The sequence below is a fragment of the Marisediminicola senii genome (assembly GCF_011057645.1).
GTDB lineage: Bacteria > Actinomycetota > Actinomycetes > Actinomycetales > Microbacteriaceae > Marisediminicola > Marisediminicola senii.
This window is the reverse complement of sequence record NZ_JAALGE010000002.1, coordinates 1-12,835: the sequence shown is the minus strand read 5'-3', so window position 1 is coordinate 12,835 and position 12,835 is coordinate 1. Positions and strand designations below refer to the sequence as shown.

Here is a 12,835-nt window from a genome sequence, read left to right as displayed (position 1 = left end):
TGCCGTGCGCGGATGTCGCGCGTGCTGCCGGGCGGTGCTCCCGGGCGGTGCTGCCCCGGCGCTGTGCGTGCTGCCCGGTGCTACCCGTCGCCCCGGCTACTGCAGGGTCACCGGGGCGGTGGGCCCGGTGACGAGGTCGACGGGGGCGGCGGTGTTCCCGGCGGTGCCCCCGGCGGATCCCGCGGCGGCGCTGTCCAGGGTGATGTCGATCGCGGCGGAGACGTCATACGAGCCGGGCTCGAGGGCGGGCAGGTCGGTGCGGAACGACTCGGCGGAGTCATCCTCGACCGAGCACTCGACCGGGGTGAACGATGCCGGGTACTCCATCGACGCTCCGGGCGCGAGGTCGACCAGGGCGGCCATCATGATCATCATCCCGTTGCTGTGCCAGAGCACCCGCCCGTTCTGCGAGACGGTGATCGCGGGGGTCGCGGCGGTGGTGCCGGTGATGTGCTCGGTGCTCGTGTTGGTCATGGTGACCGTTCCTTCGACCGTGTTCGTGCCCGCCGGGGCGGTGGCGGCGAAGTTCGTCGTGAGGACGAGCCCGGTGGCACTCGGGGCGACCTCGGCCAGGGTGCCGCCGCAGAGGTTGAGCTTGTTCGCGGGCGCGCGGCCGATGCCGGCTCCGGATGCCGCACCCTCGGGGTCCATCGGAGCGCTCTCGCCTGCGGTTCCCCCAGCGCTGTCTCCCGCTGCTTCTTCGACCATCGAGCTCGCTCCTGTCTGGGCTGGGGTGAGGGCAGAGATGCCGGCGATACCGGCGAAGCCGATTCCCGCGACGGCGACGACGGCGGTGGCGCCGACGAGCAGCTGCTTCGGGCGTCGCCGGGCGCGGCTGCGGCGGATCACCCTGGTCGCATCAGGGGTGCTGTCGTCGTCGTCGCGGGGTGTCGCCGCGTCACGCAGCATCGCGCGGAGTTCAGCTTCGGTGGGCATGGGAACCTCCGTGGGTGGTTGGCCGGTTCGGTGCGGTGTTGGTTCCGCGGGCGGCGCGGGTGGCGGCGGTCTCGCTGGCAGCCGGCGGTCGGGCGTGGTCGCCCTCGGAAGGGTCGTCGCGGTGGGTCTCGATCGCCATTTTCGCGAGGCCGTCGCTGAGGTAGCGCTTCACGGCGCCGGCGCTGAGGCCCAGCTCGGTCGCGATGTCGTCGACCTTGAGGTCGTCGTAGTAGCGCAGCACGATGCACGCGCGCTCGCGCGGGGCGAGGGTGCCGAGCATGTGGTGCATGTCGAGGCGCGCGTCGGTCGCCGTCGCGGGAGACGCCGCCTCGGTGGGGGCCGCCTGCAGGTGCGCGATACGGCGCCAGCGAATGGCCCGGCGGGTGCCGTCCAGGTGGGTGTTGAGGATGGCACGGCGCACGTACGCCTCGGCGCTCGTCACGGTGTAACCGTTGCTGAGGCGCCCGAAGGTCTTGACCAGCGCCTCCTGCACGAGGTCTGCCGCGTCATCCACATTGCCGCACAGCATCGTCGCGTACGCGGTGAGGGCGCGCCCCCGGTGCTCGATGAGCTCGGCGACGACGCCCTCCCATGCCGGTCGTGTCATGACACCCCCTCGGTGCGATTGCGTGGCTACAGTCTGGTACTCTCACCGACTAAGACGCAGACCGTGACCGTTTCGTTGGGGGCGCCTCGTGAGTCAGGCCGGCTGCGGACCGAAGTGCTCGGCAGCCCGCCGGCCCGCCTCGACCAGCGCAGCCAGCGGGTCGGCCATCGCGGCCGGAACGGAACCAGCGATGTCGACGAGCGACGCGGTCCAGATCGGGTCGCCAGACGGGGTGTTCGGGTGCGCGGCGACCTGGCCCGCGATCACGCCGACCCGGGCGCCGCTGTCGTCGGCCAGGGTGATCAGGTGCCCGACGACCTTGCCACCGAGGGAGGTGTCGTCGAACCGGCCCTCGCCGCAGATGAGCACGTCGGCGGTGGCGAGGCGCTGCGGCAGGCCGGTCAGTTCGGCGAGGTACGCCGAGCCCGCGACGATGCGGGCGGGCCACACGGCGGCGAACCCGAAGGCCGTGCCACCGGCCGCACCCGCTCCCGGCTGGCCAGGGTCGCCCCCGAGGATGTCGGCGAAGCGGGCGAGGGCATCGTCGAGTGTCGCGACGGCAGAGGCATCCGCCCCCTTCTGCGGCCCGAATACGGCGGCGGCCCCGGTGGGCCCGAGCAGGGGAGCGGTCACGTCGGTGATGAGGGTCACGCCGTCGACCGGGGCGGGCAGCAGGTCGCTCGTGTCGACGAGGTCGAGGGTGGCAAGGGCCGCGCCGCCCGGCAGCACGGCGCTGCCGTCGGCCCGCGCCAGCCTGAGGCCGAGTGCGGCGAGGGCTCCAGCGCCGCCGTCGGTGGATGCGGAGCCGCCCAGGCAGACCACGAGCGAGCGGGCGCCCGCGTCGAGTGCGGCGCGGATGGTCTCGCCGAGCCCGGTCGTGGTGGCCCCGAGCGCGTCGAGTTCGCGCATCAGCGGCAGTCCGCTGGAGTCGGCGAGTTCGACGACCGCGATGCCCCCTGACAGTTCGAGCCATTGCCCGTCGACCTGGGCGCCATCCGGTCCGGTGATGCCCGGAACGGCGTGGCGCCGCGAGCCGGGGGTGGCGGCCTGGATGGCGTCGAGGGTGCCCTCGCCACCATCGGCCTGCGGGAGCATGGCGATCGTGTCGGCGGGGCGCCTCTCGCGCCAGCCGGTAGCGATCGCGGCGGCGACGTCGGTGGCACTCGCCGAGTTCTTGAACGAGTCGGGGGCGATGACGACCGAGAGCGGCGCCGTGGTGGTGGGCTCGCCGGTCATTCCGCGAACACCATCACGAGCTGGATCACGGCGGCGGCGAGCCCGACCGAGACGAGCACCCAGCCGCAGACCCTGAGCACCCGGCCGTCGGCAGACGGGTGGTCGAGGCGCCCGTTGTGCGGGTTGCGCCGGTCGAAGTAGACCTTCACCTCGTCGCCCAGCGCGAGCTCCTCGTCCGCGTCGGGCGGAATCGGGGCAGACTGCAGCTCGCGCTCGAGGTCCATCCAGCGAAACCAGAGGTGCGACGTACCGGCCGGGGACTCGACGATGATGCCCCAGGTCTCTTCGAACCGCGTCGCGAGGATGCGGCGCAGGTAGCCGAGGCCAAGGAGCAGGATGCCGGGAACGAGCCCGAACCAGGTGAACACCTCCAGCACGAGTGCGAGGGCGTCGGGAATGGTGGTCACGCTCCGATAGTAGGAGAGCGCGGCAGGGGATGTGTCCGGGCCCCGTGCCGGCGGGCGGGACGCGGATCGAAACGACGGGTTAAATTGTGCCGGCCACGCGACAGGGGGGATGTCGTGTGGCCGGCATGAGCACTCGCCCGATCGGGGGATGGCGGGGAACTCTGGTGGGTTCGACCGTGAACCGAGGTCAACACTAGGGACGAGGTACGCCGGTGTCCACCTTTCGGGGGCCCTTGATTCCGACAGTACGAATTGATATAGCTCGGCGACAGATCGTGCGATTCGCGGATGCCGCGGCGGCACCATACGGTCGAGTAATGCCTCCCCGCTCGCCCGTCACCGCACCGGGCAGATCGTTCGGTGCGGCGTCGCTCGTGATCGTCGGACTGCTCTGCCAGGACGTCGGGGCATCGTTCGCCGTTCTGCTGTTCCCGGCGGTCGGCCCGTTCGGCATGGTCGCGCTCCGGCTGGCGTTCTCCGCCCTGATCCTGCTGGCCATCTGCCGGCCCTCCCTGCGCGGCTACACGCGCGGCGACTGGCTCACCGTCACCGTGTTCGGCGTCGTGCTGGCCGGCATGAACGTGATGTTCTACGAGGCGCTCGACCGCCTGTCGCTCGGTGCGGCCGTGACCATCGAGGTGCTCGGGCCGCTCATCCTCTCGGTCGTCGTGAGCCGGCGGGCGGCGAGCTGGCTGTGGGCGGTGCTGGCGTTCATCGGGGTCGCGGTGCTGGGTCGCGGCGGCCTCGGCGAGCTCGATCCCGTCGGCGTGCTCTTCGCGGCGGGCGCGGGTGCCCTCTGGGCGGGGTACATCCTGATGTCCGCCCGTACGGGAGCCAGGTTCCCCAGGCTGGACGGGCTCGCGATCGCGATGTGCATCGGCGCGGTCGTCACCCTTCCGCTCGGCATCGCCAGCGCGGGCAGCGCTCTGCTGGTGCCCTCAGTGCTGCTGCTCGGAGTCGCCGTCGCTGCGCTCTCGTCGGCCATTCCCTACGCGCTCGAGCTGCTGGCCCTGCGCCGACTGCCCGCGTCGACGTTCGCGATCCTGATGAGCCTGTCGCCCGCCATCGCGGCGGCAGCGGGGACCGTCATCCTCGGGCAGCCACTCACCCCGATCGGCATCGTCGCCATCGTGCTCGTGGTGATCGCGAGTGCCGGTGCGGTGCGTTCCGCCGCCGTGCACGCGCAGCGCGAACAGCTGGCGCAGGCCGCGCCGTAGTCCGAGCGGCAGGCCGGGCCGTGCCGCTCCCGCTCCCAGCGGATGGGCCACACGACCATGCCTACGATGTCCTTCACAACACGAGGAGCATCGAATGCGCGTAGTCATCGTCGGGGCAAGCGGCAACCTGGGCACGGCGATCCTGGGCAGGCTCGGGTCGGTCGAGCCCCGCATCGACCTGGTCGGTGTCTCCCGCCGTGCCCCCGACCTCACGACGAGCCCATACGCGGGCGCGTCGTGGCGACAGGTCGACATCGGCGCGCCAGGGTCGGTGGCATCGTTGACCGCCGCGTTCCGGGGCGCCGACGCCGTGGTGCACCTCGCCTGGGCGCTGCAGCCGAACCGCGACGAGCGCGCGATGTTCCGCACCAACGTGACGGGCACCGCGCACGTGCTCGCGGCCGTCGCTGCCGCGGGCGTACCGCAGGTCGTCGTGGCATCCTCCGTCGGCGCGTACAGCGCGGGACCGAAGAACCGCCGGGTCGACGAGTCCTGGCCCACCGGCGGACTCCACACCTCCCACTACTCGCGGCACAAGGCGCTGAACGAGCGGGCGCTCGACGCCTTCGAGGCGCAGCACCCGTCGGTCGTGCTGACCCGCATGCGACCCGGCCTGGTCTTCCAGCGTGGGGCGGCCAAGGAGATCGCCGGCCTGTTCCTGGGGCGGTTCGTGCCGACCAGCATCCTCCGGGCCGTGCGCCCCCCGGTGCTGCCGTTGCCGCTGCGAATGATCACGCAGGCGGTGCACGCGAGCGACCTCGCCGATGCCGTCTGGCGCGCCATCGACCGCAAGGCCGCCGGCGCGTTCAACATCGCGGCGGAGCCCGTGCTGACACCGGCGCGCATCGCCCGCGCGATCGGGGCGCGGCGTCACATCCCGGTCAGCGCCGCGGCCATGCGGTGGCTGGCCGGTGTCACCTGGAAGCTGCGCCTGCAGCAGACCGACCCCGGGTGGATCGACATCGCGGTAGCGACGCCGCTGATGTCGACCGAGCGCGCCAGGACCGAGCTCGGCTGGATCCCCGCCATCCGCTCGACCGACGCCATGGCCGAGCTCATCGACGGCATGGCCGATGTCGCGTCGACGCCGGGGTCGCCCCAGCTGCGGTAGGTCGATCAGGTGATGGATGCCAGCAGCTCGCGCACCCTCGCGTCGATCTGGTCGCGGATCTCGCGAACCCGGTCGAGCGGCAGCCCCACCGGGTCGTCGAGCTCCCAGTCGAGGTAGCGCTTGCCCGGGTACACCGGGCACGCGTCGCCGCATCCCATCGTCACGACAACGTCGGCGGCCCGCACGACCTCGTCGGTGAGCGGCTTCGGGAACTCACCGCCGACGGCGACGCCGATCTCGTCGAGCGCCCCCACGATCACCCCGCGCACGGTGTCTGCGGGAGCCGATCCCGCCGAGCGCACGCGCACCCGGTCACCGCCGAGGTGGCGCAGGATGCCGGCGGCGAGCTGCGAGCGTCCCGCGTTCTGCACGCAGACGAACAGCACCTCGGGAACATGCGCCGACGCCTCGGTCTCGCTCGATGCCGCGGTCTCGCTCGACGCGAGCGCCTCGAGCCGGTCGGCCGCGAACCGCGACGTGAGCGACGGCAGGTAGCGGGTGACCCGCGCGCGGTCGGCGAGCAGAGCGTGGCTCTCGCGCACGTAGCGGTCGACGGTCTCCGGCGAGAAGGTGCCGGCGAAGCGGTCGGCGAGGTCGGCCGAGATGCGTTCGAGCACCCCGGGGGTCATCTCCCCGCCGGGCGAATCCTGCAGCAGGTCCTGCACCCGCGAGATGCGCGCGGGGGAGACGGAGTATCCGACGGTGCGACCGACCGGGTGGCGGTCGAGAAAACCACCCTCGTGCAGCACCTTGAGGTGGTGGCTGACCGTGGGCTGACGGAGCCCGAGTTCTGCGGTGAGGGCGCCCACCAGCATCCGTCCCCCCGTGCTCTGCAGGATGAGGTTCACGATGCGGGCGCGGGTCGGGTCGGCGAGCAGTCGCAGGTCGTCGGGGAGGGTCGTTCCACTCATAGATGCGAGTCTATGCAGCCGCGGTTGAGCTTTCATTATTCAGGAGGGGTGAGGGGCTGCAGTGGCAGATCGCGTGATTTGCGGCGCGTTTGCGGCACAACACACGCCGTGCCGCCGCATCCCTCCATCAGACACCCGAGGGCTCCTGAATGATGACAGCGACTAACCGGGCGCGAGGTAGCCGTGCGCGATGGGGCGCGGCCCGTCGGGCGCGAACCAGGTGGCGCGGTACGTCGAGATGCGCTGCCAGCCGCGTCCCTCGTACAGGGCGATGGCACCGAGTGCGTCGCCCGCGACTTCGAGCACCAGCGGCACACCGGCGGCGGCCGCGAATCGCTCCGCCCGGTCGAGCAGAATGGATGCCGCGCCGCGCCCTCTCCACGCCGGGATCACGAACAACCGCGTGAGGCCCAGTGCCGAACCCGACCGCACTCCGACGGCCTCGGCCAGCCCTGGCACGTCGAATCCCCGAACCACGGATACGTGCGCCACGACCTCGTCGGCCACCACCGCGACCCAGGCACCGGCGACGTCGCCGCCGAACAGCCAGCCGGCGTGCGCGTTGCCCGCGCGCATCGGGTAGTTGTCGGTGGGCTGCGCGTCCGCGAGGGCGCGGCCGAGCGCATCCGCATCAGCGTCCCGTCGATCGCGCACTACGACGCTGGGCACGGCAACCCCGGAGGTGCTCACGGGGCCACCGGGGTTGGGAAGCCGGGGTGCTGGCGTCTCACAGGGCTCAGGCTGCGACCGTGCTCATGGCGTCGGCGGTGAGCTCGACCGAGCGCAGCCTCGACGCGATGTCGATTGACTGGTGCGCCGTGATCAGCTCGTCGGCCTTGGTCGTCGCGGCGAAGTCCTCGAGGTACGTGCGCACCTGCGACGGGGTGCCGACGGCGGTGTACTTCATCATGTTGGCGATGTACATGCCGTCGCGCGTGGTGAGGAACGCGTCGATCTCGTCGTCGGTGAACGCACGCGCTGCCGGTCCACGCGAGATCATCGCACGCACGCGGTCGCGGCGGGTGGTGATGAACTGCTGCTGGGCGTCGTCCTCATCTTCGGCGGCGATCACGTTGACCCCGACGATCATGTGCGGTGCAGAGAGCTGCGCGGAGGGCCTGAAGTCGCGGCGGTAGATCTCGATGGCGTCGAACAGCGAGTCCGGGGCGAAGTGCGAGGCGAATGCGAACGGCAGTCCGAGTGCCGCGGCGAGCTGCGCGCCGAAGGTCGACGATCCGAGGATGTAGAGCGGAACGTCGGTACCGCCGCCGGGAACGGCCTGCACTCCCGGCACGATCGATTCGCCGCGCAGGTAGGCCTGCAGTTCGAGAACGTCCTGTGGAAACTGCTCGGAGGCCATCGGGTCGCGGCGCATTGCGCGCGCGGCCTGCTGGTCGCTGCCGGGGGCGCGGCCGAGGCCGAGGTCGATGCGGTCTGGAAACAGCGTCGCGAGCGTGCCGAACTGCTCGGCGATCACGAGCGGGGAGTGGTTGGGCAGCATGACGCCGCCGGAGCCGAGGCGGATGGTCGAGGTGTGCTCGGCGACGTGCCCGATCAGCACGCTGGTGGCCGACGAGGCGATCGATGCCATGTTGTGGTGCTCCGCGTACCAGACGCGGGTGTAGCCGCTGCGTTCTGCCGTCTGGGCGAGCAGCACGCTGCTCGCGAAGCTCTCGCGAGCGGTCTGCCCCGGGGTGATGGGGGCGAGGTCCAGGATGGAGAGCGGGATAGTCATGCGGCGTGCCTCTTTCGTAACTTGGCGTCGTGAGGGGTAACCGACGCGGGCGCCGAAACGTTCCCGAAAGGTGAGTGCCTAGGAACACCCGGCGAAGAACGCGGCGATGTCTGCGGCGAGCAGCTGGGGTTCTTCGTGGGGTGCGAAGTGCCCGCCGCGGGGCATCGCGGTGTAGCGCTCCACCGCGTAGCAGCGCTCGACCCATTCGCGCGGGGGCCGGGCGAGGTCATGCGGAAAGACGGCGATGGCGGTAGGTACCGACACCTCGGTCACCGGCATCGTGTACCCGTTGCCGGCTTCGTAGTAGGCCCGGAAGGAGGTGCCGATCGAGTTGGTGAACCAGTAGAGCGAAGCCTGCGTCACCAGGAAGTCGTCAGTGAACCGGGAGCTCACGTCACCGCCGCAGTCGCTCCACGCGCGGTACTTCTCGACGATCCACGCGAGCAGCCCGACGGGGGAGTCGGCGAGCCCTGGGGCGAGCGACAGCGGGCGGGTGGCCTGCTGGTGCTGGTAGGCGCCTTCTTCGGCATGCCAGCGGTCCTCCGCCTCGAGAAACTCCCGTTCCGCGTCGGTCGCGGTGGCGCGATCGACCTCGGTGGAGTTCGCGACTGCGAGCAGGTGGATGCCCGCGACGGCCTCCGGATGTTGCTGCCCGAGGCGCGAGGTGATGCCTGACCCGAGGTCGCCGCCGTGGGCGCCGTAGCGGGCGAACCCGAGCTCCCCTGCCATGAGGCGGTGCCACAGCTCGTGGGTGGGCTCGCCGAGCGTGGGGCGCTGGGGTGAGAACGGCAGGCCGGGAATCGCCGGCACGATCACGGTGTGGGTGGCCGCGGCATCCACACCGTATCTCTGTGGGTTCGACAGCCGCTTGGCGAGCTCGACCAGTTCGAGCATGGTGCTCGGCCACCCGTTGGTGAGGATGAGGGGGATGCCGGGCTCGCCGTGCGCGTCGAAGCGCAGGTACCGCACCGCGACTCCATCGAGGTCGGCGTCGAACGCGGGGAGCGCGTTGATGCGTCGTTCCTGTGCACGCCAGTCGTAGGCCGTCGACCAGTGGTCGACGAGGCGACGCAGCGTCGCGGCATCCATTCCCGCCTGCCAGGAGTCGACCGGCCAGTCGGGCGTCCACCGGGTGTTCTCGAGGCGCGAACGCAGGTCGGCCAGGTCGGCGTCGCTGACCTCTATCAGGGGTTCTGGCATCGGATGCTCCGCGCGGCGCCTGTCAGCGCTTGCGCTTACGCGCCTTCGGCTTGACGGTCGCCCGCACGCGCGACCACAGGTCGGCGAAGGCGACGGCAGCTTCGGCTCCCGGGGCGTAGCTCGCGATCGGGGCGCGCATGGTTCCCATCCTCTCGACCTGCACGGTCGCCGGAATGACCACGTCGGTGACCGCCTTGTTGTCGCGGGGCAGGTTCTCGATGGCGTCGCGATGCATGGTCTTGCGCCGGTCGACCATCGACAGGAAGGCCACGATGGGCGCTGTCGAGATGGATGCCGCGACGAACTCGGTCACCTGCTCGAGCGAGCGCATCGACAGCGGGGACGGCACCAGGGGCACCACGACGGCATCGGCGGAGAACAGCGCGTTCTCCGCGACGAGCGACGCACCGGGCGGGCAGTCGAGGATGACCAGGTCGTAGTCGTCGGCGACTTTCTCCAGGATGCGGGCGACCCTGCGTTCCGATTTCTTCGCGCTGTCGAACACGAGGTCGAGGTCGCGGTAGCTCGCGTCACCCGGAATCACGTCGAGGGCGTCGTTTGACGTCGATCGGATCACGTCGCCCACCTTCGTGTCACCCGACACGAGGGCGCCCACCCCGCCCTTCACCTTCGGCTTGACCTGCAGCAGAAAGGTGGCGGCGCCCTGGGGGTCGAGATCCCACAACAGCACCCGGAACTCGCGCGCGGCCTCCCAGGCCAGGTTGACGGCCGTGGTGGTCTTTCCTACCCCGCCCTTGGTGCTGTAGACCGCGACGACCTTCATGCCGAAGGCGACGACTCGAGTGCCGAGACGAGGGTGGCCTTGCTCATGCGCGAGTAGCCGACGATCTTCTTCGCCTTCGCCTGCTGGCGCAGTTCGACCAGCGTGGGCCCGGTCGAGCGGGGGCGCCCGGGGCGTGCCGCGCGGGTGGGGGTCACGGCTGCTGCGGTGGCGGCTGCTTCAGTCTCGTTCGGTGCAGTGTCGGCTGCCGCGGAGTCGACCGGTGCCTCGGTGGCTGCTGCAGCCTTCCTGGGTGCCGCTGTCGTGACGGCTTTCTTGGGTGCCGCAGCCTTCGCGGCCTTCTTCGCGTCGGACGCGGCTGTGGCATCGGCCTTCTTCGCCGCGGCTGCCTGAGCCTCCGACTCCTTCGTCGCGGCGGCGAGCTTCTCGGCGGCCTTCGCGTGCTTGGCGGCCAGCTTCTCGGTCTGCTCCGAGAGCGCCAGCGCGCGCTTGCGCAGCTTCTTGTTCGAGTCGACGACCGCCTTCTGCGCGGTCTGCACCGCGCTCTGCGCCGCCGACAGTGCCTTCTCGGCCTTCTTCTCGACTGCCTTCTTGTCTGCAGTCTTCTTGTCTGCGGCCTTCTTCTCGGTCGCCTTCTTGTCGGCAGCCTTGCTCGAGCTCTTCTTCGCGCTCGCCGTGCTGTCGGACTTGGTCGAATTCTTCTTCTGCGCCATGGTGCGCACCTCCTGGGGGTAGCCGTGACGGGTTGTGAGTTAACCGTAGTGACTGCGGCGCCGGGGGAGGTGAACTCTCGCTGCACTGGTCGTCAGCCGAAGTCCGTGCACGAACACGAACACGAACACGAACACGAACACGAACACGAACACGAACACGAACACGAACGCGAACGCGACCGGCCCCGCGACTGGTTCGCGCGCTCCATCTCTGCTGCCTACCCTTGAGCCGGTGGAGATGACCGAGAACAGAACGCGCCCACTCGACGCACCCGCACCCTGGTGGAGCACCGCGGTCATCTACGAGGTCTACCCGAGATCGTTCGCCGATTCCGATGGCGATGGTGTCGGCGACCTCGCCGGCATTCGCCAGCGCCTGCCGTACCTCGAGTCGCTCGGCGTGCATGGCATCTGGCTCACGCCGTTCCAGCGCTCCCCGCAGGTCGACCAGGGCTACGACATCAGCGACTACTGCGCGGTCGACCCGCTGTTCGGCACCCTCGCGGAGTTCGACGCGCTGCTGGCCGATGCGCATGCCCGAGGCATCCACGTGCTCGTCGACATCGTGCCGAACCACACGTCGACCGAGAACGAGCTGTTCCAGAAAGCGCTGGCGGCGCAGCCGGGGTCGCCGGAGCGGGCGATGTTCCACTTCGTCGATTCGATGGATGCCGCGGGGCTGGTGCCACCCAACAACTGGATCAGTGTCTTCGGCGGATCGGCCTGGCACCGAGCGCACCCCGCATCGACCACCGACCTGCAGTGGTACCTGCACCTGTTCTCATCGGCGCAGCCGGACTGGAACTGGAACAACCCGGCCGTCGTCGACTACTTCGACCGGGTGCTGCGGTTCTGGTTCGACCGCGGGGTGGACGGCATTCGCATCGACGTCGCTCACGGGCTGTTCAAGGCGCCAGGCCTGCCCGACGCCGACAGCGTTCCCGTGGTGATCGACGGGCTGCGCTCGAACCCGCTCGCGATGGACCAGGAACCGGTGCACGCCATCTACCGCCGCTGGCGGCGCCTCGCCCAGTCGTACGACCGCGAGCGGTTGCTGGTCGGCGAGGTCAATCTCGAGCCGCAGCGCGCGGGCCGCTACACGCGCCCCGATGAGCTGCACCAGACGTTCGCGTTCGCCTTCGCGCGGCTCGGGTGGGACCAGGAGGCGTGGGTCTCGGTCGGCAGCGAGCTCGAGCGGGTGCGCGTCGAGACCGGTGCCGACCCGAGCTGGGCGCTCGAGAACCACGACCTCGTGCGCACGGTGACGCGCTTCGGCGGGGGAGAGCTCGGTGCCGCACGGGCCCGCGCCGCCATCGTCGCGCTGCTCGGCTTGCCCGGGTCGGCGTACGTGTTCCAGGGGCAGGAACTCGGCCTGCCCGAGATCGACGTGCCGCTCGCCGACCGCGCAGACCCGATGTGGACCCGCGGCGGCGTGAGCCGCGACGGTGCCCGCGTGCCGCTGCCGTGGGACCCCGACCCTGCCGGGGCGTTCGGGTTCTCGCCCGTGGGGCCAACGGTGGGATCTGGGGTGGGATACGAGGTCGGGTCTGGGGTGGGGCCTGCGCGGCCGTGGCTTCCGCAACCGGAGGGGTGGGGTGACTGGGCGGTCTCGAAGCAACTCGGCGACGCGGCATCCACCCTCTCGGTCTTCACAGGGGCGATGCGTTCGCGCGCCGAACTGGTGGCGTCTGGCGTGTTCCGCGCCGGGGCCGCCGCGCGGTGGAGCGGCACCCCCGACGGGCGGGTGATGTGCGAGCGGCAGGGCGGCGTCACGGTGGTGGTCGCGATGGGGGATGCCGCGGTGCCCCTGCCGCCCGGACGTCCGCTGCTCACTTCGGCACCCCTGGTCGCCGGGCTGCTGCCCCCGAATGCGGCGGCGTGGGTGCAGCGCTCCTAGATGAGTGAGTCCTAATGGTCGTAGGCGATGAGGGAGCGTTTGTTGGGTGCTCCGATGAGCCAGTTGTGCCAGATTCCTGCGGCGAGGGCGAGTAGTCGGCCTGCGATTCGGGAGTAGACGCCG

Annotated in this window: 13 protein-coding genes and 1 pseudogene; 3 read left to right on the top strand and 11 right to left on the bottom strand. The window is 70.6% G+C overall.

The annotated features are described in order from the left end of the window. Nucleotides 1–96: 96 nt before the first annotated feature. From G5S38_RS01690 to G5S38_RS01675, 4 genes are all read right to left on the bottom strand, one after another. On the bottom strand, nt 97–936 hold the full coding sequence (locus G5S38_RS01690) for a hypothetical protein (RefSeq protein WP_165063562.1): 840 nt from the start codon (nt 934–936) through the stop codon (nt 97–99). Next, nucleotides 920–1,543, bottom strand: coding sequence for an RNA polymerase sigma factor (locus tag G5S38_RS01685; RefSeq protein WP_165063552.1), 624 nt, complete (start codon nt 1,541–1,543; stop codon nt 920–922). The genes G5S38_RS01690 and G5S38_RS01685 overlap by 17 nt, the downstream gene beginning before the upstream one ends. A gap of 93 nt (nt 1,544–1,636) precedes the next feature. After that, the gene (locus tag G5S38_RS01680; RefSeq protein WP_165063550.1) at nt 1,637–2,779 is read right to left on the bottom strand and encodes a glycerate kinase; all 1,143 of its coding nucleotides are present in this window, start codon (nt 2,777–2,779) and stop codon (nt 1,637–1,639) included. Continuing rightward, nucleotides 2,776–3,186, bottom strand: a complete 411-nt coding sequence (locus G5S38_RS01675; protein WP_165063548.1) for a hypothetical protein — start codon at nt 3,184–3,186, stop codon at nt 2,776–2,778. The genes G5S38_RS01680 and G5S38_RS01675 overlap by 4 nt, the downstream gene beginning before the upstream one ends. A 317-nt stretch (nt 3,187–3,503) precedes the next feature. On the opposite strand from G5S38_RS01675, the gene G5S38_RS01670 reads away from it, so the two are divergent. Beyond that, nucleotides 3,504–4,403, top strand: coding sequence for an EamA family transporter (locus G5S38_RS01670; protein ID WP_165063546.1), 900 nt, complete (start codon nt 3,504–3,506; stop codon nt 4,401–4,403). 94 nt (nt 4,404–4,497) lie between these two features. Then, nucleotides 4,498–5,514, top strand: coding sequence for an NAD-dependent epimerase/dehydratase family protein (locus G5S38_RS01665; RefSeq protein ID WP_165063543.1), 1,017 nt, complete (start codon nt 4,498–4,500; stop codon nt 5,512–5,514). A 5-nt stretch (nt 5,515–5,519) separates the two neighbouring features. On the opposite strand, the gene G5S38_RS01660 is transcribed toward G5S38_RS01665, so the two are convergent. From G5S38_RS01660 to G5S38_RS01635, 6 genes are all read right to left on the bottom strand, one after another. Further along, nucleotides 5,520–6,425: a metalloregulator ArsR/SmtB family transcription factor gene (locus G5S38_RS01660; RefSeq protein WP_165063541.1), complete on the bottom strand. Its 906-nt coding sequence runs from the start codon at nt 6,423–6,425 to the stop codon at nt 5,520–5,522. Between the two features lie 162 nt (nt 6,426–6,587). Next, complete coding sequence (locus G5S38_RS01655; RefSeq protein WP_165063539.1) at nt 6,588–7,115, bottom strand: GNAT family N-acetyltransferase; 528 nt, start codon at nt 7,113–7,115, stop codon at nt 6,588–6,590. 46 nt (nt 7,116–7,161) lie between these two features. Continuing rightward, nucleotides 7,162–8,160, bottom strand: coding sequence for an LLM class flavin-dependent oxidoreductase (locus G5S38_RS01650; protein ID WP_165063537.1), 999 nt, complete (start codon nt 8,158–8,160; stop codon nt 7,162–7,164). Between the two features lie 78 nt (nt 8,161–8,238). Further along, complete coding sequence (locus G5S38_RS01645; RefSeq protein WP_201276551.1) at nt 8,239–9,360, bottom strand: epoxide hydrolase family protein; 1,122 nt, start codon at nt 9,358–9,360, stop codon at nt 8,239–8,241. A 22-nt stretch (nt 9,361–9,382) separates the two neighbouring features. After that, a complete protein-coding gene (locus tag G5S38_RS01640) occupies nt 9,383–10,144 on the bottom strand; it encodes a ParA family protein (protein ID WP_165063535.1) in 762 nt (253 codons plus the stop codon). Then, nucleotides 10,141–10,815: a histone gene (locus G5S38_RS01635; protein ID WP_165063533.1), complete on the bottom strand. Its 675-nt coding sequence runs from the start codon at nt 10,813–10,815 to the stop codon at nt 10,141–10,143. The genes G5S38_RS01640 and G5S38_RS01635 overlap by 4 nt, the downstream gene beginning before the upstream one ends. Nucleotides 10,816–11,053: 238 nt before the next feature. Here G5S38_RS01635 and G5S38_RS01630 point away from each other — a divergent pair, with 238 nt between their 5' ends. Continuing rightward, nucleotides 11,054–12,712 (top strand): alpha-amylase family glycosyl hydrolase, encoded by a 1,659-nt coding sequence (locus G5S38_RS01630; protein WP_165063531.1) that lies wholly within the window; start codon nt 11,054–11,056, stop codon nt 12,710–12,712. A gap of 11 nt (nt 12,713–12,723) precedes the next feature. On the opposite strand, the pseudogene G5S38_RS01625 reads toward G5S38_RS01630, so the two are convergent. Further along, nucleotides 12,724–12,835, bottom strand: a pseudogene (locus G5S38_RS01625) (IS982 family transposase); the annotation flags it as partial.